This window comes from Streptomyces sp. NPDC004647 (assembly GCF_040609575.1).
Classification (GTDB): Bacteria; Actinomycetota; Actinomycetes; order Streptomycetales; family Streptomycetaceae; genus Streptomyces.
On record NZ_JBEXKU010000025.1, the window covers coordinates 22,827 to 43,192 of the forward strand.

Here is a 20,366-nt window from a genome sequence, read left to right on the forward strand (position 1 = left end):
TCCGAAGTCGCCGCCGCGTCGGTCGAGAGTCGCTCGTCCTCAGCCATCCACCGGGGCGACGCCGATGGGGCAGGAGACGCCCGTGCCGCCTATGCCGCAGTAGCCGTTGGGGTTTTTGTCCAGGTACTGCTGGTGGTACGGCTCCGCCGGGTAGAAGGGGCGGTCCTGCGCCGGGAGGATTTCGGTGGTGATCTCGCCGTGGCCCTCCTTGGTCAGGACCGGCTGGTACGCGTCGCGCGAGGCCTCCGCCGCGGACTGCTGCTCCGGGGAGTGCGTGTAGATCGCCGAGCGGTACTGGGTGCCGACGTCATTGCCCTGGCGGAAGCCCTGGGTCGGGTCGTGGGACTCCCAGAAGAGCTTGAGCAGGCCGGCGTACGAGACGACCGAGGCGTCGAAGACGACGCGGACCGCTTCCGTGTGGCCGGTGAGGCCGCTGCAGACCTCTTCGTACGCCGGGTTCGGGGTGTGGCCGCCCTGGTAGCCGACGAGGGTGGTCCAGACGCCCGGGGTCTGCCAGAACTTCCGCTCGGCACCCCAGAAGCAGCCCAGTCCGAAGTCCGCCACCTCAAGGCCCTCGGGGTACGGGCCGGTAAGGGGGTTGCCGAGGACGGTGTGGCGGCCGGGCACCGGGAACTCCGGGGTGTCGCGGCCGCTCAGGGCCTCCTCAGCAGTGGGCAGCTGGGGCCGGCGGTTGTGCAGGAACATGAAAGTCTCCTCGGCGTGGTCTCCGATCGGGACAACGTACGGGCGGGCCCGAAGATTCCGGACGGCGTGCGGGCAGGCTCATGACCGCGGCCTCCCCGGACCGGTGGATACCGGTACCCGGGCGGCTACACGCGGTCGTCGGGCGCCCGCGCTCCGCTGCCCTGCCGGTCCGTCTCGTGCTGGTCCTGCTGCCGGAGAGCCGGCTCTACGGCGGGGGAGCCTCCGCCCGGTTCCGCGTTCCGTTCGGGCATCCAGCGTTCGGCCAGTGACGCCGCGCTTTTCCTGGTCTTGAGCCAGAAGTAGACGCACAGGCCTATGAGGATCAGGGGGATGAGTCGCGTCATGGGGTGGGTTCCGTTCAATGGCGGGTTCGGGGTAGGGGTTGCCGGGCCGATGTCCCGGTTGGGGCCGGGGAAGGGCTCGTCCGGGCGTGCAGCGTCAGTGCGGCAGCGTCGCCGGGCTGCCGCCCGTCTGCTCCCAGCCCGCGACGGCCAGCGCACGGTACGCCGTGTACTCCGACGCCGGATCGGGCCCGTACGACCACGGCACGGCGCCCACATGCCCATCGACGTGCCGCAACTGCTGCATCGCCTCGGCATAGCGCTCCGCCCGCACCAGGAACCAGACCAGCAGGTGCCGTATGTGCGGCAGCACCGGGTGGTCCGCCGGTACGGCGCGGGCCGCGAACAGCGCGCCCTCGATGGCCTGGGACACGACCTGGCTCCGGTACAGGCCGCTGACCACATTGACCTCGGGCAGGTGCTCGAAGACCGCGAACAGCGGCAGCGCGGGCAGCAGGCTCTTCTCGGGCGCCGAGGCCGCCGCGCTATGGGTGAAGGCGTAGGCCAGTTCCTTTGAACCGTGCCACTTCTCGCACCAGTAGTGCAGCGCGGCCAGATGCGCCCCCATGTGGTGCGGCGCGCGGGCCGTGACCGTGCTCCAGAGCTCCTCGAAGTCCGCCTGCCGGTAACCGAGCCCACGCGCGATGGCCAGCTCGACGATGTACGGAGTCGGGTCGCCGGGCGCGAGCAGCGCGGCGTCCGCGCACACCGTACGGGCCTCCTCCAGGATAATCCGGTACTCGGTGGACTCGGCCCCGCCCGGGGACTGCCGTGCCTGCCGCACCAGGAATTCCGCGTGCACCACCGCGCCCCCCGCCTCCTTCGGCGCCTCCAGCCGCCAGGTCCGCAACCACCGGCCGCCCTCGCCCGGGGCCTCCGCCAGCTCGACGGCCGCCGCACCGGCCAGCGTCTGCACGCGCTGCCAGCGCAGCTCCCACTCGTCCTCCCCGGCCGTCGTCGCCAGCAGCTGTGCCGCGGGGCGCCAGTCCTGGCTGCGCCGGATCTCCTCCAGGACGTCCGTCAGCTCCCGGTCGGGCCCCGGCAGCCGGACGTCGAGCCGGTCCGGGTGCACGAAGCCGTACTGCTCGGGGTTGACGGCGCCGCCGTAGCCGCGCAGCGCCTGCCGGCCGCCGCGCAGCCGCAGCAATGCGGGCACGACCAGGATCCCGCCGATCATGGTCAGGCCGAGCAGGATGATCAGAATCTCCATGAGCTGTCCAGGTGTCCCGTATCGAGTCGTCGTGGTCGTGTGCGGTCGTGGTCGTGTGGGGCGGTAGGGAGTTCCAAGTCTGCCTTCTGCCCTCTTGTACACCGCAGAGGGCTCAGGGGTTCCGCGTCACGGGGACTACTCTCGGTCCTCATGAGTGACCACCACCCACACCAGCACGCAGACCGGAGCTTCGAGACCCTCGCCATTCACGCGGGGAACACGGCCGACCCGCTCACCGGAGCTGTCGTGCCGCCGATCTACCAGGTCTCCACTTACAAGCAGGACGGCGTCGGCGGGCTGCGCGGCGGCTACGAGTACAGCCGTTCCGGCAATCCGACCCGGACAGCGCTGGAGGAGAACCTCGCCGCGCTGGAGGGGGGCCGGCGCGGGCTGGCCTTCGCCTCCGGCCTCGCGGCCGAGGACTGCCTGCTGCGCGCACTCCTGGTGCCCGGCGACCACGTTGTCATCCCGAACGACGCCTACGGCGGCACCTTCCGGCTCTTCGCGAAGGTCGTGGAGCGCTGGGGCGTGCAGTGGTCGGTCGCCGACACCTCGAACGCGTCGGCCGTACGGGCAGCGGTCACTGACCGTACAAAGGTCATCTGGGTGGAGACGCCCAGCAACCCGCTGCTCGGCATCACCGACATCGCGGCCGTGGCGGATGTCGCGCGCGGCGCCGGGGCGCGGCTGGTGGTCGACAACACCTTCGCCAGCCCGTACCTCCAGCAGCCGCTCGCGCTCGGCGCGGACATCGTCGTGCACTCCACGACCAAGTACATGGGCGGGCACTCCGACGTCGTCGGCGGCGCGCTCGTGGTGAACGACGACGCACTCGGCGACGAACTCGCGTACCACCAGAACGCGATGGGCGCGATCGCTGGGCCGTTCGACTCCTGGCTGACGCTGCGCGGCATCAAGACGCTCGCCGTCCGTATGGACCGGCACAGCGCCAATGCCACGCGCGTCGCGGAACTCCTCGTCGCCCACCCCAAGGTGACCGCGGTCTACTACCCGGGGTTGCCGGAGCACGCGGGGCACGAGATCGCGGCGAAGCAGATGCGGGCCTTCGGCGGCATGGTCTCCTTCCGCGTCGCCGGGGGTGAGCAGGCGGCGGTCGACGTCTGCAACCGCGCCGAGCTCTTCACGCTCGGGGAGTCGCTGGGCGGCGTGGAGTCGCTGATCGAACACCCGGGCCGGATGACGCACGCCTCGGTGGTGGGCTCGGCGCTGGAGGTTCCCCCGGACCTGGTGCGGCTCTCGGTCGGCATCGAGGCGGCCGACGACCTGCTGGCGGATCTGACCCGCGCCCTGGGCTGACCTTCCGCGGCCCTCGGCCCGATCCGTTCGGCCTGCGCGTTCCGTTCGGCCTGCGCGTTCCGTTCCGACTGTTCGGTCCGTTCTGCCTGTTCGGTCCGTCCAGTCCGGGCGGACGGCTCGCTCCGGGCGTGCCGTAGGGACCGGGCTGTCCGGTCGGCCGGTCTGCCGCACCGCCGGCCGAGACGGTTCGCCGCGCCGCACGCAGGGCTGGTGACTACCGTGGCTCACGTGCGGTTACCAGCCATCCAGCGGCGGGGTCGTGTCGGCGGGCGGGACGACCCAGGGCTCGACGACCGCCGCCCACACCGCGAAGGCCGCCACGGCGGCCAGAAGCAGCGCCCAGGCAACCGCCTGTACGGCGCGACGGCGGACCAGAATGCGCCGGCCCCGTTCGGCCGCCCGCGCCGCCAGGTCGGGCGGCACCGCCGGATGCGGTACGTCCAGCATGCGGCGGACCTCGGCCTCCTTGCGGTCCGGAAGGCTCATGGCGCAGCCACTCCGGCCCCGGGGCCGCCTCCGGCGGAGCGGCTGTACGGACCCCTCTCCCGGCCCGCCGTATCCGGACCGCCGCCCGGGCGCTCCTCCTGGGAGCTCCCCTGCGAGGGCCCTGACGCCCGGCTGCGCATCATGGCGACCGAACGCAGGCAGATCGCGCGGACGCGTTCGGTCGGCAGGCCGAGCTGGGCAGCCGCCTGTTCCTCGGCGACGCCTTCGTACAGCCGCAGCACCAGCACCAGGCGCTGCTGCGGGGTGAGCCGGTCGAGGAGTCCTCCCCCGGACTTCGTCCGGGGGGACCCCCATCCGGGGTGGCGGTGGCGCCAGGCGGTATGCGCGAAGCGGGCGGCGAGTTCCTGGCGGGTGCGATCGTACGGATCCTCGCCGTGCAGCCGGTCCCACGCCGCGTACGTACGGGCCAGGGCAGCGGTCAGCAGGCGTTCGGCGTCCTCATGGTTCCCGGTGAGCAGCGTGGCGGCATGCAACAGCCGGCCTGCCGCGCCCGCGACGAATGCCTCGAACTCCCGGGCCCGGCGGCGATCCTGCTCTGCCCGCCGCTCTCGCACCGCGCCCTCCTGAGCCTCCATGGGACGGCAGGCGCCGGTGCCTGGTCAAGAGGCCGGGGGCAGCGTCGTCGGGAGGGCGTCGAGCGGTGTCGTCCGGGAAGGCAGCCGGGAACTCCCGGGGACGCTCGTCACGCGCTCGCCCGGGTGCGGCGACAGGGCGCAGGACAGGCGCAGAGAGGTCAGGGCCGCGTCGGCAGATCCGTCATGAGACGGGCGCCTCCGGGGCCTCGGGCGGCGGCGGGGCCGCTGCCATCCGGGCGGAGAGCGCCTCGTTGAAGCGGGTCAGCAGTGTGCAGAAGACATCGCGCTCGTCCTCCGCCCAGTCCTCCGTCAGCAGGGCCATCAGCTGGCGTCGCGAGGACCGCACCTCTTCCAGGCGGGCCTTGCCGCGAGGGGAGAGCTGGAGTACGACGGCCCGCCCGTCCTCGGGGTGCGAGGTGCGCTTGACCAGCCCGGTGTCGACGAGCGGGGCGACCTGCCGGGTGACTGTCGAGGAGTCGATGCCCATACCGGCGGCCAGTGCCTTGACACCCATCGGGCCTTCTTTGTCGAGCCGGTTGAGCAGCAGGTAAGCGGCGCGGTCCATGGTGTTGCGGACCTGTCCGACGCCGCCGAGCCGGGTCTGCTCCGCGCGACGGGCGAAGAGCGCCACCTGGTGCTGGAGGTCGTCGAGAAGGCCGCTGTCTGGGAGCACCCCCCGGCCTGAGGCTGGGGGAGCAGTCGTCATGTCCGGAGTGGTGGCCATGGCCTGGGCTCACTTCGTAAAGGTGGGCTTGTGGATGGGCACAGGGTACGCGGCCGGGGCGGAGGCCGTACGGGGGCGGGACAATCCGGTGAACACCGGACTCACTTTCTCCCCGGCCGCCGGGTCCGGGGGGAACTGCGAGACTTGGCCACATGGCTGAAACCAACGGGGACGCCGCGGCACGGGCGTCCGCTCCGCTGTCCGAGATCACGGTCGACGAGGTGCGCGCGGCGCACAAGATGCTCTCCGGAGTGGCCCGGGTGACCGCCATGGAGGGGAGCCGGCACCTGACCCGGCTGGTGGGCTCGCCGGTGCATCTGAAGTGCGAGAACCTCCAGCGCACGGGCTCGTTCAAGGTGCGCGGGGCGTACGTGCGGATCTCGGGTCTGAGCGCCGACGAGCGGGCGGCGGGCGTGGTCGCGGCAAGCGCGGGCAACCACGCCCAGGGCGTCGCCCTCGCGGCCTCACTGCTGGGAGTGCGCTCGACCGTCTTCATGCCGGTCGGCGCCCCGCTGCCGAAGGTCGCGGCGACCCGGGAGTACGGCGCCGATGTACGGATGCTCGGCCAGGTCGTTGACGAGACGCTGCACGCCGCGCAGGAGTACGCGCGCGAGACGGGCGCGGTCTTCATCCACCCCTTCGACCACCGGGATGTGGTGGCCGGGCAGGGCACGGTGGGGCTGGAGATCCTGGAGCAGTGTCCGGAGGTCCGGACGATCGTCGTCGGTATCGGCGGCGGCGGGCTGGCGGCCGGGGTCGCGGTGGCGGTCAAGGCGCTGCGGCCAGATGTGCGGATCGTGGGGGTTCAGGCGGAGGGTGCGGCCGCGTACCCGCCCTCCCTGGCCGCCGGACGGCCGCTGGCGCTGGAGTCGGTCGCGACGATGGCGGACGGGATCAAGGTCGGGCGGCCGGGAGACGTGCCGTTCAAAATCGTTGGCGATCTTGTGGACGAGGTCCGTACCGTCTCCGAGGACGACCTCTCCAGCGCGCTGTTGCTGTGCCTGGAGCGGGCGAAGCTCGTGGTCGAGCCGGCCGGGGCGAGCCCGGTGGCGGCACTGCTGTCGCAGCCGGACGCGTTCGAAGGGCCGGTGGTGGCGGTGCTGTCCGGGGGGAACGTCGACCCGCTGCTGCTGCAGCGCATCCTGCGCCACGGCATGGCGGCGGCGGGCCGGTACCTGTCGTTGCGGCTGCGGCTGACGGACCGTCCGGGGGCCCTCGCAACGCTGCTCGGCGTGTTGTCAGTGGTCGACGCTAACGTCCTCGACGTGAGCCACGTACGGACCAACCCCCGGCTGGGGCTCACGGAGGCGGAGGTGGAGCTGCATCTGGAGACGAAGGGTCCGGAGCACTGTGCCGACGTGCGTACGGCGCTGAGCGAGGCGGGCTACACCGTGTTGGCGTGACCGTCGCGATATGGCTTGACCGTCTCCATGCCTTGAGGGGTTACGCGATATATCGCGTCTAGTGTAGGGTTGGGGTCCGCCGATCCTCTTCCATTCCTGTCTTGCGACGGACAAATGATTGAAAGCCGGAGCAACTTCGGCGAAGTACTGAACTTTTCCGGAATCAACCCAAACCACTGGGGGAAACTTCATGCCAGGCGCCATTTACGCCGAAGGTCTGGTCAAGACCTTCGGCGACGTGAGGGCTCTGGACGGCGTCGACCTCGACGTACCCGAAGGCACTGTGCTGGGACTGCTGGGCCCGAACGGGGCCGGGAAGACCACCGCCGTGCGGGTGCTCACCACACTGCTCCGGCCCGACAGCGGGCAAGCAGTCGTGGCGGGCATAGACGTCCTCAAACACCCCGACAAGGTCCGCCGTTCCATGGGCCTCTCCGGCCAGTTCGCCGCCGTCGACGAGTACCTCACCGGGCGTGAGAATCTCCAGATGGTCGGCCAGCTCTACCAGATGAGTTCGCGCGACGCGAAGGTCCGCGCGGACGAGCTGCTCGAACGCTTCGGCCTCGCCGACGCTGCCGACCGGACCGCGAAGACGTACTCCGGCGGTATGCGGCGCCGGCTGGACCTGGCGGCCGCACTGGTCGTCAGCCCGCCCGTGATGTTCATGGACGAGCCGACCACCGGCCTCGACCCGCGGAACCGGCAGGCGCTGTGGGAAGTCATCGAACAGCTGGTCGCGGCCGGTACGACGCTACTGCTGACCACGCAGTATCTCGAGGAGGCCGACCGCCTCGCGCACGACATCTGCGTCATGGACCACGGCCGGGTGATCGCCCGTGGCACGTCGGACCAGCTCAAGGCCCGGACGGGCGGCGAGCGTGTCGAGGTCGTCGTACACGACCGCGAGCACATCGCCACCGCCTCCGAAATCCTGCGGGGCCTGGGCAAGGGCGACGTCGCTGTCGAGGACCACACCCGCAAGATCACCGTGCCGGTCGCGGGCGGAGCGAAGCTGCTGGCCGAGGTGATTCGCGAACTCGACGCCCGGGGCGTGGAGATCGACGACATCGGGCTGCGCCGCCCGACCCTCGACGATGTCTTCATCTCCCTCACCGGCCATGCGGCCGAGACGGCGGACGAGGAGAACGGCATCGGCAAGGGCCCCGTCAAGGCTGCCGGCAAGAGCACGGACAAGAGCACGGACAAGGGCACGGACGAGAGCGCTGACCAGCGCACGGTCAAGAAGGAGGTGGCCAAGTGAGCACTGCGACCGACGAGGCGCCCGAGGTCGCGGCTCTGCAGCAGCGCGGTGCCGTAGGGCAGTCCATCCGCGACTCGCTGGTGGTCGGCAGGCGCAATCTGATCCGGATGTCACGCATCCCCGAGATGGTGATCTTCGGGCTGATACAGCCGATCATGTTCGTGGTGCTCTTCGCCTACGTCTTCGGCGGGGCCGTCCAACTCCCGGGACAGAAGGGCCCGATCGATCCGAGCCAGTACCGTGAGTTCCTGATGGCCGGCATTTTCGCGCAGACCGTCACCTTCGCCACGGCGGGTGCGGGCGCGGGTATCGCGGACGACATGCAGAAGGGGCTCATCGACCGCTTCCGGTCGCTGCCCATGGCCCGCGGTGCGGTCCTTACCGGCCGTACGATCGCCGACCTCGTGCAGACCGCGCTGACGCTGGTGGTCCTGGCGGCCGTCGCGCTGATCATCGGCTGGCGCACCCACGAGTCCTTCGGCAAGGTGCTCGCCGGTTTCGGCCTGCTGCTCCTGCTGGGTTACGCCTTCTCCTGGATCGGCGCGCTGATCGGCCTGTCCGTCCGTACACCCGAGGCGGCCACGTCCGGCGGTCTGATCTGGCTGTTCCCGCTGACCTTCATCTCGAACGCCTTTGTGCCCTCGGAGGGAATGCCGACGGTGCTGCGACACGTCGCCGAGTGGAACCCGTTCAGCGCCACTGTGCAGGCGGGCCGCGAGCTGTTCGGGAACCTGCCGCCCAACTACCCGGTGCCGGACGCCTGGCCCATGCAGCACCCCGTGCTGGCGTCGGTCCTCTGGTCGATCGTGATCATCGTGGTCTTCCGGACGCTGGCGGTGCGCAAGTACCGCTCGGCTACCGCTTGATCCGGTAAGGGCGAAGCCCCCGGCACCGTGTGCCGGGGGCTTCGCTGTGTCCGTCGGGGCGTCGCGGAGTGCGCTCAGCCCTGGTACGGCTTGGCCTCGAGGATCTTCACCGAGGCCTTGCGGCCGTTCGGCAGCTCGTACTCGGCGTTCTGGCCGACCTTCTTGTTGAGCACAGCGCTCCCCAGAGGGGACTGGGGCGAGTAGGTCTCCACGTCGGAGCTCGCGTATTCGCGGGAGGCCAGCAGGAAGGTCACGGTGTCGTCCGGGTCGCCGTCGAAGGCGATCGTCACGACCATGCCCGGGGCCACCACACCGGTGTCCGCCGGGGCCTCGCCGACCTTGGCGTGCTGCAGCAGCTGAGTCAGCTGGCGCACCCGAAGCTCCTGCTTGCCCTGCTCTTCCTTGGCGGCGTGGTACCCACCGTTCTCCCGCAGGTCACCCTCTTCCCGGGCCGCCTCGATCTTCTTGGAGATCTCGGTACGTGCGGGACCCGACAGGTACTCCAGCTCTGTCTTGAGCTGGTCGTACGCCTCCTGGGTGAGCCAGGTGACGTTGTCGCTGGTCTGGGTCACAGGTGCTCCTCGTCGGTACTGGGAATACAAAGCAACGCCCTACCCGGAGGATTGCGCCTTCACCGGTGGGCGAAACCACGAGCCTAACAATTCAGACAGGAAAGGGGGAGGAGGAAAACCGCAAGAAACGCGTCTCCGCAGGTCAACCCGAGGTTACAGCCTTACATCCGACGAGCTCCACCGCCGTGGCGCGCTGCGTCGTGCGGACCGACCCGACCTTGTCCACCCGGCCCTCGCGCTCATCGAAGCGGATGTCCTTCCGGCCCACCTCGCTGCCGTCCTCGGCCAGCGAACGCAGCGTGCACACTCCGTGAGCGCCGGCGTCCTTGCGGACCTCGAGATGCGCCTCGACCACCGAGTCCGAGACCACCTTGAACTTGATCAGCTCACCGCTGACGGCCTGGCCGGAGATGTACGAGGCACCTGACCAGGCGATCACCGCGAGTAGCCCGGCGCCCAGCACGGCGCCGACGACCTTCAGCCTGCGGTCCGCGCGCGCGTCGGCGGTACGGCCGTACCGCCCAGGCGGCAGCCCCTCCCGCGTGGCGATCATCGGCGTTCCTCCCGCGATGTGGACCGTGGAATTTACCGGCCCTCGTTTCGGTCACTATAGAAGGCGCCTTCTCCAAACGGGGGAGAGGGTGCGACCAGTGACTGAGGATCTGAGGATCGAGTCTTGACCGAGCAACTGCGACTGATGGCAGTCCACGCCCACCCCGACGATGAGTCGAGCAAGGGCGCGGCCACGATGGCCAAGTACGTATCCGAGGGGGTGGACGTGCTGGTCGCGACCTGCACAGGCGGTGAGCGCGGCTCCATCCTCAATCCGAAGCTGCAGGGCGACCCCTACATCGAGGCGCACATCCACGAGGTGCGGGCCAAGGAGATGGACGAAGCCCGTCAGATCCTCGGCGTCGGGCAGTCCTGGCTGGGCTATGTCGACTCCGGGCTGCCCGAGGGCGACCCGCTGCCGCCGCTGCCCGACGGATGCTTCGCGCTGCAGGATGTGGACGAGGCCGCGGGCGCGCTGGTGAAGCTGATCCGCGAGTTCAAGCCGCACGTGATCACCACATACGACGAGAACGGCGGCTACCCGCACCCCGACCACATCATGACCCACAAGATCTCGATGGTGGCCTTCGATGCCGCCGGCGACCCCGAGCGGTACCCGGAGGCGGGGGAGCTCTGGCAGCCGCTGAAGCTCTACTACAACCAGGGCTTCAACCGGCCGCGCACCGTCGCTCTGCACGAGGCGCTGCTCGCCCGCGGCATCGAGTCACCGTACGGCGAGTGGCTGGAGCGCTGGAAGGAGTTCCAGCGAGCCGAGCGGACGCTGACCACGCACGTACCCTGCGCGGAGTTCTACCCCATCCGTGACAAGGCCCTGCTCGCCCACGCCACCCAGATCGACCCCGACGGCGGCTGGTTCCGTGTGCCGATGGAGATCCAGCAGGAGGTCTGGCCCACGGAGGAGTACGAGCTCGTGAGGTCGCTCGTGGACACTTCCCTCCCCGAGGACGACCTCTTCGCGGGCATCCGCGAGAATTGACCCCATGACGTTTCCCACCACCCACCTCGCCATGACGCAGCTCGTCCCCCTCGCCAAGGACCTGGACGAGAACAAGGTGACGCCCGGCGTCCTCGGCTTTATCGTTTTCGCGCTCATCGGCGGGGCGGTGTGGCTGTTGATGAAGAGCATGAACAAGCACATGAAGCGCGTCGACTTCGAGGAGGCGCCGGCAGCCTCCCGCCCGGATGGCCCGGCCGCCCCGGAACGGGACTGACGCCCCGGTGGCCCGCCCTGGTGCCGAACGTGCATCCCGCCGGGCGGGCGGTCCGGTGCTCTGCGGCTGACCGCATCAGTCCGCTCGCGCCGCCGCCGCGCTCTCCGCCATGGCCGGACCAGGTGGACGCCCCGGCCCTGGCCATAGTGGGCGCCCGGGCTATGGCTGAGAGGCAGGCCATGGCGGACGCCCGGGCTATCCGGGGAGCGCCGTGACACTCACCCCCATGACCTCACGGGAGTGGCGGTCGGGGACCATGCCGAGGCTCCAGGCCTGCCAGCCGGTCTCGGGCTCGACGCCCCGCTCCAATATCAGCGCATACGCCTCCGCGTAGTCCTCCAGCTTCCCCTCGCGTGCCGGGTGAGAGTCCCGCAGCAGCTGCGTCAGCTCCTCCTGGGCGACCGCCGTGCCGACGACCGAGCCGCCGGCCGAGGCGAACGGCAGCAGCGTGCAGCGCAGGAACCGCGCCCAGTCCTCGCCGCGCCGGTCCCCGTAGCCCGCGAACAGCCGGCCAGCCTCTTCCGTCAGCTCCAGCGCCTGGGCCGTCCGGCCGTTGCCGGCGTCGATCACCGCAAGCTCGATGCACGACCAGGCCTCACCGTGCGCCACGCCCACCCGGTGGAAGTCCTGCCGTGCGTCCTGGAGCAGCTGCCGGGCGAAACCGCTGTTGCGCAGGCTGCCCGTCCGCTCCGCGCGCTGGTCGCGGGTGACCCGGGCCGAGTGGTGCCGTGCGCAAGCGAGCCCGTACACATCCCGCATCCGGCTGAACATCGTGCGTGACCCCTCCAACTCGCGGACAGCCACATCGTGCTCGCCGCGCTCCTCCAGGGCCTGGCCCAGGTAGTACCGCGTCCAGGCCTCGCCGCGCGCGTCCTCGTTCTCCCGGTGCCGTGACAGCGCCTGTCGCAGCCCGTCCGCCGCCGCCTCCGCGTCCCCGGCCACCATCCGGGCGCGGGCCAGCTGAGTGAGCGCCCAGGCCTCGCCGCGGCCGTCGCGCGTGCTCCCGTACTCGTCCAGCGCCTGCCGCAGCTGCTCCTCCGCATCGGGCACCTCGCCCATGCGCAGATACAGCTGGCCCAGCTGGAAGTGGGTCCACGCCTGGCCGTGCAGGCTCTCGCTGCCCTGGTGCAGTTCCAGCGCGGAATGCAGCAGCTCCAAGGCCTCCGCCAGATGCGCCCGGTCGCGCTCCACCGCCCCCAGCGCGTGCAGCGTCCACGCCCGGTCGCCGCGCAGCGCCTCGCCCGTCTGGATCGCCAGGGCCTCCCGGAGCTTCGCGGCTGCCTCCGGCAGATTGCCCTGGTGGTGCAGCGTGATGCCGAGATCACGCAGCGCGCGTGCCGCGCCCGCCGGGTGCTGTGCCTCGATGTAGAGATCCACCACCGACGACAGGGTCGTACGGGCCTTGTCCAGCTCGCCGAGCTGGCGGGCCGCGACACCCGTGCGCCACTGCACGGACCGCACCAGCAGCCCCCGGTCGGCCGCCTTGGTCAGCTCGCTCAGCTCGCCCAGCCGGTACAGGTCGCCGCGCAGCAGGCAGTAGTCGCACAGCGCGCCCAGCAGATGCAGCACCGCCGACTGGTCCACGTCCTCGGCGTGCCGCAGCGCGGCCGTGATGAAGCTCGACTCGTCGTCCAGCCAGCGCAGCGCCGCGTCCAGCGAGGTGAAGCCATGCGAACCGAACTGATCCGCGCGGGTCGACGTCTTGCCGTCGACGAGCCGGATGACCGAATCCGCCAGCTCCGCATAGCTGCGTATCAGCCGCTCCTGCGCCGCGGAACGCTCACCCGGGTCCTCCTCGTCGATCAGCCGCGCGTGCGCGAAGCCGCGCACCAGGTCGTGCAGCCGGTAGCGGCTGCCCCGGACGTGCTCGATCAGCCCGGCCCGGGCCAGGGCGGTCAGCCCCCGTTCCGCCGCCTGCTCGTCGGTGGCCAGTAGCGCGGCGGCCGCGGCCGCGCCCAGGCTCGCCCGTCCCGCCAGCGACAGCCGGCGCAGCAAGCGGCGAGCGCTGTCCGGCTGGTCCGCGTAGCGCAGCCTCAGCGCGCGCTCCACCGGGTCCATCGGGCCGTACGCCTCCAGATCGGCGGCCAGCCCGCTCGGCGTACGGCTCCCGAGCGAGGAACCCGCTGCCCGCAGGGCCAGCGGCAGCCCTCCGCACAGCTCGCGGATGCGGTCCCCGGCCTCCATGTCGTACGGCCCCGTCGACTGCTCCGCGACCGCTTGCAGAAGCTCCTCCGCACCGGCGGCCTCCAGCGGCTCGACGGCCAGCTGGTGGACCCGCGCCGGGAGGTCGGCCGGCAGGTCGAGCGGGACCCGGGAGGTGACCAGCAGCACGCTGTCCGAACGCTCCGGCAGCAGCACCCGCACCTGCTCCGGATCGGAGGCGTCATCGAGGACGACCGTGACCGGCAGCCCCGTCACATGCTGGTGGTACAGCTCGCCCAGCCGCTTGAGCTGCTGCTCCGTGGAGGAGCGCTCCCGGAAGAGCAACTGCTCACGAGGCGCGCCGAGCCGGTTCAGCAGATGCAGCAGGGCGTCCCGGGTGGGCAGCGGCTGCTCTTCCGGACTGCCCCCGCGCAGGTCCACCACGCATGCCCCGCGGAACTGGTCCCGCAGATGATGCGCGGCCCGCACCGCCAGGGTGGTGCGGCCGGAGCCCGGCGGGCCGTGCAGCACCACCACCGTGGGCTTCGTCTCCGTGCTCGCCCGGGAGGCGTGCACCCACTGGGCTATCTGCAACAGCTGCGCCCGCCGCCCCGCGAACGGCCCGTCCTCCTCCGGCAGGTGGCCGAAGGACTGCCCGAGCACGCTCCGCCGCCTCGCCGCCGCGCTCTTGTCCCCGCCGCGTAGCTGCGGGCCCCGCGACGCCGCGGCGCCGGAACGCCGGCCCCCGGCTGAGGTCACCCCGGCCGAGCCGCCGCCGCGGCGCGTCGCGGCGGCCAGCATCCGCTGCTGGTCCAGGAACGGTCGTATGCCCCGCACCTCCAGCGCCGTCAGCCACTGCAGCCTCAACTGCTCCGCGCCGCCCGGCTGGTTGCGCCGCCCCGCGTCCCGCTGCGCAGAGGGCCAGTGCCCCGCCGTGAGCTTCACGACCGTGGTCGCCGCGCCGGCCACCGCCACCATGGCGCCCGCGCCCAGCGCCGTGCCCGCCGACGTGCCGTACCCGAGGTCCGTGCAGCAGGCGGCCACCGCCGCCACCACCGTCACCAGCGCGGGCGTGCCCAGCGCGTCACGCGACAGCCGATCGCCCAGCGGCCTCCGGCCCTCCGCCGACTCGTCCAGGGCCCGCACATAGGCGCCGTACTCCTCCGCTGCGGTCGCCGCCAAATCGTCCAGCGCCGCTCGCGCCCGCCCCAGCAGAACCGCCCCGTCCGGGGGCCCTCCCCCATGCCCTCCGGCATGGGAGGCGCCCGCGGAGCGGCGCACCTCCTCTTCCACGGTGCGCATCAACAGCTGCTCCGCTTCCGCCCGATGGCTTTCCCGCAGCACGGCCACTGAGCCCGCCATGTGCTTCCCCCTCCAGCAGCGATCGTTCCAGCGGCAAGTCTTCCGCTTCTTCGAGTTTTCCGGCAGCCCTGTGGATAACTCCCCGATACGGCTCAATGAGACAGGATGGGAACATGCCGAACCGACTGGCTCACGAAACGTCCCCGCATCTCCTTCAGCACGCCCACAACCTGGTCGACTGGTGGCCGTGGTCCGCTGAGGCGTTCGCGGAGGCGCGGCGGCGCGAAGTGCCCGTGCTGCTGCGCGTCGGCTATGCCTCGTGCCACTGGTGCCAGTGTTGAATGCGTAGAACCAGGTAGCCACTTGTGCCTTCATGGGCAAGAGGCGCCTGAACATTGGGAAGTGCGTTCAGGCTGGTTGTATCTGCTTGACCTCGAAATTTCGTGACGGTTCGTCGGGTCGTCCGGTGCGCCGTTTCGGCTGGTCGGGGGATTGCGGCCAGGCTGGTGGCCCGGCTGTCGCGTCGGATGGGCGCCGGGTTCCACGTCTCCGGTCGGTGCTGTGGCCGTAGGGAAAGGGCGTTTTTGCTGGTCAGCCGGGGTTCGGGAGAGCCGCTAGCCGCTGCATCGCGCTGGTGATGACGCTGGTCCAGGGCCAGTGGTGGGTGAATCTCAGGTGCCGGCGGCGGGCGGTGGTGACCAGCTGGGCGGCGGCGGAGAACAGCCGTAGTCGCAGGCGACGGGGCTCCCAGAGCCGGGGTTTTCCGGTCAGGGCGAGCATCGGCAGCCAGGCCAGCAGGTCGAGTGCGAGCTGAACGATCTCCAGCCAGATCTGGTTCTGGGCGGCGTCGTGCAGGGGCAGGTTGCGCAGGCCGCCCGCGCCACCGGCCTGCGCAACCTCCAGGGTGCTCCAGAGCTCGCGAGCGATCTTGGGATTCCAGTTCTCGGGAGGCATGGATCCCGACCCGCTCCCGGGCCCCAGACGACTGCGCCACTGCTCCAGTTGATATGCCGACCACGAGCGGTGCTCCTCTGCCCAACGACGGTCACCTCCACTGCTCGACGAGCCTCGTAGGGGCACTGCCCAGGAGTCACCGGCCGTGCAGGAAGAACTCCGCCGGGACGAAGACCTCGTGACCGGTTGGGAAGCGGACGCGTACCCCTGAGGCCGTCCACGTGGTGGATTCGACCCCGTCCGCGCCCAGATCGGTGTCGACACCCACCCTGTGCCCATAGGACAGTCCGGGATCCCTGCCGATCACCAGTTCGTAGGAGTGCTGCCCGGACAGGCTGTGTTCGTGCACCAGCCCCAGATAGTGGGGCTCAGCATCTTCGTAGGTCACCGACGAGGGAGCGCTGCTGCGGTACGTCACCTCGGACCGTGGCCACCACAGAGCGGTCAGGAATACAACGGTCACTACAGCGCCCGCGGCACCACCCAGCAGCGCCGGGCGGAGGACGCCGAGCCGAAGGGGCCGCGCAGATCGGCTGGGCAGGGGAGATCTGAGCGTGTCGATGATGGCTCTCCTTGATTGCGGATGAGGACGGACGGGGTATGCCGGAGACACTCGGCGAGGAGGACGCAGACCCGGGCCGGATGGTTCGCAAAATACCGGTGAAGCTGGCCCTCCTGCTCCGACCTGCTGTTCGAAGACTGCGACGTCCTCGTTCCGTTCCCCCCGGCCCTCGACGGTATGGCCAACCCCGGCAGCAACGTCCACCACCGCATGGCTGGTCAACCTCGCCGTGGCGGAAGGCTATGTGTTGATAGTGCACCCAGTCCCATTGCTCCCAGCGGGACAGCCATGGGGCGGGTGTCCTGCGTCGGATCCGGCAGGGGACAGCCAGGCGGTGCAGTAGACGACGAGCCACAGCCCGAGGCGCGTGAACAGGTAGAGCCGGAGCACCCGGAGGTCCGTGGGGGTCAGTCGGTCGAGCAGTCGCCCTGCTCGGGGGCGCCGGTGGGGTTCCGTACGGGACCTGGATCGCGTGTAGGAGCACGGTGTGCCGGACTCGAGGCCGACTGCTTGGCGGTGGTCAGGGTCGTGGTCATCGGGCATCCAATCCTGGGTCCGTCGGTTACGGGACGCCGAGTTCGAAAAGGCCGTAGCCCGCGTACGAGCCGGAAGCCAGGGCCGCGATGCCGAGGAGCATGAGCTGGTGGGTATGGCGGGAGACGTTGCCGAATATCTGCTGGCTGCCCAGGACGAGGACGACGGTGAGGACGGTGTAGACCATCAGGACGGCCGGGGGACGCAGCCGGATCAGCAGCGGGAGCAGTGCGAGCGCGAGCAGGACGACACCGACGCCGATCAGGTCCGCGAAGGGCCAGGCGGAGAGATAGTCGAAGTGGCCCACCGGGACGGATGTGAGGACGTCGAGGGTGTGCCGGCCGTAGTCCCACTCGTGGGCCCAGGCACCGGACTGAAGCCTGAAGTAGCCGCCGTAGTCGCCCATTTGGTGACCCACCCAGCCGAGATGGGCGAGGAGGCCGAGCGGGGCGACGGCCATCGCGGCCACCGGACGCAGGATGCCGTCCCGGAGACGGTAGAGCGCGAGCCGGGCCGCGACGGCGGCGATCAGCGCCACGGCTCATGGATGCGCAGCCCGGCACGCTCGGCGATCACCAGCAGTTCGGTGTCGAAGAACCACTCTGAGTCCCGCACGAGGGGCAGTAGTCGCTCGGCCACATCACGCCGCACCGCCTTGAATCCGCACTGCGTGTCGGAGAAGCCCACGGCGAGGACGGAGCGCAGGAGGGGTTGTAGCAACGAGAGGTGATCTCTCGCTTGGGGCCGCGCACCACCCGGGAACCGGGGGCCAGGCGGGTGCTGATGGCGATATCGGAGTGGGCGGAGAGCAGCGGGGCCACGAGCGGCAGCAACGCCGTCAGTTCCGTGGACAGGTCCACGTCCATGTACGCGAGTACGGGGGCCGACGAGAGCGACCAGGCGGTACGCAGCGCCCGGCCGCGACCCTTCTCGGCCAGCCGAAGCCACTGTGCTTCGGGTAGTTCGTCTGTCAGCCGAGCGGCGATCCGCGGGGTGCTGTCCGTGCCGGCGTTGTCGGCGATGGTGATACGGAACGGATAGGGGAATGTCTCGCACAGGTGAGATTGGAGCCGCCGCACGCTCGGCTCCACATCTCTCTCCTCATTGAACACGGGGACGACCACGTCCAGGACGGGCTCCGTCGGCTCAGGTCCTTCAGCGCAAGTGACCCTTGGTTTCTCATGTTTTGTTCTTTTTGAGACCTGGCATGGGGCAGGCCGAAGACACTCGGGGCGAGGGTGTGCTGGTGCGTTACGGGGTGACGAGCGAGGACGAGGCGGTCGCCGGCTAGTTCCGCGCGGTCGCCGTACCCGAAGGCGGGGCCGAGGTCGAGGGCGGCGACGCGCCCTCCGTGCTCCCCGGCGGGGTCTCAGTGGCCGTGGCCGTACTCCCAGTCGTGGCCGGCCGGCGTCACCCGCGCAGGGCGGCTGACCATGTGCGCAGGTGCACGCCGGAGCCGCGGCCTCCTTACGCCGGTGCGCGGAGCTTGGCCGGCAGGTGGGCGGTGAGTCCGTCGAGGAAGGCGTCGAGGCCGAACTCGAACTCGCCCGGCGCCGAACGGTCCGGGGCGGTCGCCCGGGCCACGGCCGTGGGGTCCGTGCTGGGGTGCTGCTGGGCGAGGAGCAGTGCCGCGGCGAAGTGTGACGAGCCCTGCTGGGCGCCGGAGTTCTGCTCGATCAGCACCCACCCCACCACGTAGCTGATCACCGAACGATGGGCGCGTACGGCCAGTTCGGGGGGCACGCCGGCGGCGTCCAGGAGGTGCAGCGCCTTGGCCGTGGCTTCCACGCTGCCCGGGGTGGGCGGGCCGCTTGCGATCAGCATGGCCACGCCGGGATGGGCGCGCAGCAGGTCGCGCAGGGAGAGGGCCAGTTCCCGGGCGATCGCCCGCCAGTCCTGCGCGCCCGACGGGTACCTCAGGTCGCCAAGGACATGGTCGACCAGGGCGTCGAGCAACTCCTGCTTGTCACGGAAGTGCCGGTAGACCGCGGTCGGGTCGGATCGGATCTCCGTCGCCAGGGTCCGCATGGTGAGGGACTCCAGCCCGACACGGTCCGCGATGGCCGCTGCCGCCTGGAGGATCTCGCCCCGGGTGAGGCGCCGGCGGGACTGTTTCGTCGATGGCATGGGCCCCATCCTACTTGCACTAACGCCGTTGACAACAGTGTTTGCACAGCTTAACGTCCCCGCCATGCAATCTCCAGGTTCGCAGTCCGCCATTGAGCTCGCCTCCGCTATCCGGACGGGGGCACTGTCGGCCCGTGCGGTGGCGGAGGAGGTCGTGCAGTCGCTCTCCTCGGCCTCCACGGGCTCCTTTAATTCCTCACCCTCGATCAACGCCTTCGCGCTCCACACGCCGGAGCAGGCTCGCGCTGCGGCACGGAGGATCGACAAGGCCGTCGCCGCGGGCCGGGACCCCGGCCCGCTCGCAGGCGTCCCCTTCGCGGTGAAGGACCTCCAGGCCCTGGCGGGGGCGCCGACCGGGTTCGGCTCACTGGCCTGCGCCGATGCCGGGCCGGAGCGTGATAGCTCGGTGTGGGTGGCGCGTCTGCTCGCTGCGGGGGCGGTGCCGGTGGGCAAGACGACCACCGCCGAGTTCGGCCTGGACAGCATCACCGCCACTCCGGCGAACGGGGTGACGCGCAGTCCCTGGGACGCGGCCCGCTCGCCGGGCGGCAGCAGCGGGGGATCGGCGGCCGTGGTGGCTGCCGGGCTTGTGCCGTTCGCGACGGCGACCGATTCCGGGGGCTCCTTGCGCACGCCGGCGTCGTTGTGCGGTCTGGTCGGACTGCTGCCCGCCCAGGCTCTCCTGCCCGGCGAGGACGGGGACTCCCTGAACGCGGCGTTCCCGCTCGTCCGCGAGGTCGCCGACGCGGCGCTGCTGCTCGACGTGTTGGCCGAGGGGGCATGTCAGCCCGTACTGGCACGCCTCGACGAGCCGCTGCCGGCTGGTGTGCGGATCGCCTGGTCGCCGGATCTGGGCTACGCCCGGTGCGGGAGGGCCGTCACCGACGTGGTCTACGAGGCGTACCGCGTGCTGGTTGAGGACGCGGCGCTCGACGAGGTGGACCTGGCGGTCGGACTGCCGAACCCCTACCCGGTCTTCCTGGTCACCCACCTGGCGTTCCTCAAGGAGCACCTCGCTCGGCGGGGAGTGTGGCCGCGGAAGTCGCGGGCGCTGGCTCCGCTGACGCGCATGGCCCTCGAGGCGGCGGACGGCTTCACCGCGGCGGATCTGGCTGGCGCACGGCAGGAGCGCGCCGGCATCGCCGACGCGCTGCGCTCGGTCTTCGAGCAGGTGGACGTCCTGGCCACACCGATGGCGGTGGGCGAGGCGTGGCCCGCAGACGGCCCCGCCCCGACCGAGGTGGACGGTGTCGACATCAGCCACGTGGGATCGGAGCCCTTCGCCCTGCCTGCGAACCTCGCGGGCCTGCCGGCGGTGAGCGTCCCCGCGGGCGAAGGCCCGAACGGCCTGCCGGTCGGTATCCAGCTCATCGGGCGCCCCGGAGGCGAAGGGCTCCTGCTGAGGCTGGCCCGTCGCCTGGAGCGGGCCCGGCCCTGGCGACACCGGTACCCCTTCGCCGCGGGGGCGACCCGGTGAGGG

General features: G+C 70.8%; 20 protein-coding genes and 3 pseudogenes. 8 read left to right on the forward strand and 15 right to left on the reverse strand.

What is annotated here, in order from left to right; translation table 11 throughout:
* Positions 1 to 39: 39 nt before the first annotated feature.
* The 3 genes from msrA to ABZW18_RS13745 all read right to left on the reverse strand — a co-directional run bounded on the left by msrA (position 40) and on the right by ABZW18_RS13745 (position 2,256).
* Complete coding sequence (gene msrA / locus ABZW18_RS13735) at positions 40 to 705, reverse strand: peptide-methionine (S)-S-oxide reductase MsrA (protein WP_356186539.1); 666 nt, start codon at positions 703 to 705, stop codon at positions 40 to 42.
* A 125-nt stretch (positions 706 to 830) separates the two neighbouring features.
* Positions 831 to 1,049, reverse strand: a complete 219-nt coding sequence (locus ABZW18_RS13740) for a hypothetical protein (RefSeq protein ID WP_356186541.1) — start codon at positions 1,047 to 1,049, stop codon at positions 831 to 833.
* 94 nt (positions 1,050 to 1,143) lie between these two features.
* Positions 1,144 to 2,256 carry a hypothetical protein gene (locus ABZW18_RS13745; RefSeq protein WP_356186542.1) on the reverse strand — a complete coding sequence of 371 codons (1,113 nt, stop codon included), beginning with the start codon at positions 2,254 to 2,256 and terminating at the stop codon, positions 1,144 to 1,146.
* 150 nt (positions 2,257 to 2,406) lie between these two features.
* On the opposite strand from ABZW18_RS13745, the gene ABZW18_RS13750 reads away from it, so the two are divergent.
* Entirely contained in the window at positions 2,407 to 3,573 is a 1,167-nt protein-coding gene (locus ABZW18_RS13750) for a cystathionine gamma-synthase (protein WP_356186544.1), read from the forward strand.
* Positions 3,574 to 3,807: 234 nt separating this feature from the next.
* Here ABZW18_RS13750 and ABZW18_RS13755 read toward each other — a convergent pair whose 3' ends face one another.
* From ABZW18_RS13755 to ABZW18_RS13765, 3 genes are all read right to left on the reverse strand, one after another.
* Positions 3,808 to 4,059 (reverse strand): hypothetical protein, encoded by a 252-nt coding sequence (locus ABZW18_RS13755; RefSeq protein WP_356186547.1) that lies wholly within the window; start codon positions 4,057 to 4,059, stop codon positions 3,808 to 3,810.
* Positions 4,056 to 4,634, reverse strand: coding sequence for a sigma factor-like helix-turn-helix DNA-binding protein (locus tag ABZW18_RS13760; protein ID WP_356186550.1), 579 nt, complete (start codon positions 4,632 to 4,634; stop codon positions 4,056 to 4,058). Before ABZW18_RS13760 ends, ABZW18_RS13755 begins: the two co-directional genes overlap by 4 nt.
* A 202-nt stretch (positions 4,635 to 4,836) precedes the next feature.
* On the reverse strand, positions 4,837 to 5,379 hold the full coding sequence (locus ABZW18_RS13765) for a MarR family transcriptional regulator (RefSeq protein ID WP_356186553.1): 543 nt from the start codon (positions 5,377 to 5,379) through the stop codon (positions 4,837 to 4,839).
* A gap of 152 nt (positions 5,380 to 5,531) precedes the next feature.
* On the opposite strand from ABZW18_RS13765, the gene ilvA reads away from it, so the two are divergent.
* From ilvA to ABZW18_RS13780, 3 genes are all read left to right on the forward strand, one after another.
* Positions 5,532 to 6,782, forward strand: coding sequence for a threonine ammonia-lyase (gene ilvA, locus ABZW18_RS13770; RefSeq protein WP_356186556.1), 1,251 nt, complete (start codon positions 5,532 to 5,534; stop codon positions 6,780 to 6,782).
* Between the two features lie 190 nt (positions 6,783 to 6,972).
* Positions 6,973 to 8,043 (forward strand): ATP-binding cassette domain-containing protein, encoded by a 1,071-nt coding sequence (locus ABZW18_RS13775; RefSeq protein WP_356186559.1) that lies wholly within the window; start codon positions 6,973 to 6,975, stop codon positions 8,041 to 8,043.
* Positions 8,040 to 8,909: an ABC transporter permease gene (locus tag ABZW18_RS13780; protein ID WP_356186561.1), complete on the forward strand. Its 870-nt coding sequence runs from the start codon at positions 8,040 to 8,042 to the stop codon at positions 8,907 to 8,909. Before ABZW18_RS13775 ends, ABZW18_RS13780 begins: the two co-directional genes overlap by 4 nt.
* 74 nt (positions 8,910 to 8,983) lie before the next feature.
* Here the strand turns inward: ABZW18_RS13780 and greA are convergent, their stop codons facing one another.
* Positions 8,984 to 9,481 (reverse strand): transcription elongation factor GreA, encoded by a 498-nt coding sequence (gene greA, locus ABZW18_RS13785; RefSeq protein WP_356186564.1) that lies wholly within the window; start codon positions 9,479 to 9,481, stop codon positions 8,984 to 8,986.
* Between the two features lie 142 nt (positions 9,482 to 9,623).
* Entirely contained in the window at positions 9,624 to 10,034 is a 411-nt protein-coding gene (locus ABZW18_RS13790; protein WP_356186567.1) for a DUF4307 domain-containing protein, read from the reverse strand.
* Positions 10,035 to 10,157: 123 nt separating this feature from the next.
* Between ABZW18_RS13790 and mca the strand changes: the two genes are divergently transcribed.
* A complete protein-coding gene (mca, locus tag ABZW18_RS13795) occupies positions 10,158 to 11,030 on the forward strand; it encodes a mycothiol conjugate amidase Mca (protein ID WP_356186570.1) in 873 nt (290 codons plus the stop codon).
* 4 nt (positions 11,031 to 11,034) lie between these two features.
* Positions 11,035 to 11,265, forward strand: a complete 231-nt coding sequence (locus tag ABZW18_RS13800; RefSeq protein WP_356186572.1) for a hypothetical protein — start codon at positions 11,035 to 11,037, stop codon at positions 11,263 to 11,265.
* 195 nt (positions 11,266 to 11,460) lie between these two features.
* Here the strand turns inward: ABZW18_RS13800 and ABZW18_RS13805 are convergent, their stop codons facing one another.
* Entirely contained in the window at positions 11,461 to 14,769 is a 3,309-nt protein-coding gene (locus ABZW18_RS13805) for a tetratricopeptide repeat protein (RefSeq protein WP_356186575.1), read from the reverse strand.
* A gap of 113 nt (positions 14,770 to 14,882) precedes the next feature.
* Here ABZW18_RS13805 and ABZW18_RS13810 point away from each other — a divergent pair.
* Positions 14,883 to 15,041 (forward strand): annotated as a pseudogene (locus tag ABZW18_RS13810) (DUF255 domain-containing protein); the annotation flags it as partial.
* A gap of 259 nt (positions 15,042 to 15,300) precedes the next feature.
* Here the strand turns inward: ABZW18_RS13810 and ABZW18_RS13815 are convergent.
* From ABZW18_RS13815 to ABZW18_RS13840, 6 genes and pseudogenes are all read right to left on the reverse strand, one after another.
* Positions 15,301 to 15,582, reverse strand: a pseudogene (locus tag ABZW18_RS13815) (transposase); the annotation flags it as partial.
* A gap of 217 nt (positions 15,583 to 15,799) precedes the next feature.
* Complete coding sequence (locus ABZW18_RS13820; RefSeq protein ID WP_356186577.1) at positions 15,800 to 16,126, reverse strand: hypothetical protein; 327 nt, start codon at positions 16,124 to 16,126, stop codon at positions 15,800 to 15,802.
* 506 nt (positions 16,127 to 16,632) lie between these two features.
* A complete protein-coding gene (locus ABZW18_RS13825; RefSeq protein WP_356186580.1) occupies positions 16,633 to 16,761 on the reverse strand; it encodes a hypothetical protein in 129 nt (42 codons plus the stop codon).
* A gap of 26 nt (positions 16,762 to 16,787) precedes the next feature.
* Positions 16,788 to 17,297: a hypothetical protein gene (locus ABZW18_RS13830; RefSeq protein ID WP_356186583.1), complete on the reverse strand. Its 510-nt coding sequence runs from the start codon at positions 17,295 to 17,297 to the stop codon at positions 16,788 to 16,790.
* A 2-nt stretch (positions 17,298 to 17,299) separates the two neighbouring features.
* Positions 17,300 to 17,889, reverse strand: a pseudogene (locus ABZW18_RS13835) (glycosyltransferase); the annotation flags it as partial.
* 337 nt (positions 17,890 to 18,226) lie between these two features.
* A complete protein-coding gene (locus tag ABZW18_RS13840) occupies positions 18,227 to 18,886 on the reverse strand; it encodes a TetR/AcrR family transcriptional regulator C-terminal domain-containing protein (protein ID WP_356186586.1) in 660 nt (219 codons plus the stop codon).
* A 64-nt stretch (positions 18,887 to 18,950) separates the two neighbouring features.
* On the opposite strand from ABZW18_RS13840, the gene ABZW18_RS13845 reads away from it, so the two are divergent.
* The gene (locus ABZW18_RS13845; RefSeq protein WP_356186588.1) at positions 18,951 to 20,363 is read left to right on the forward strand and encodes an amidase; all 1,413 of its coding nucleotides are present in this window, start codon (positions 18,951 to 18,953) and stop codon (positions 20,361 to 20,363) included.
* The last annotated feature ends 3 nt before the right edge of the window (positions 20,364 to 20,366 follow it).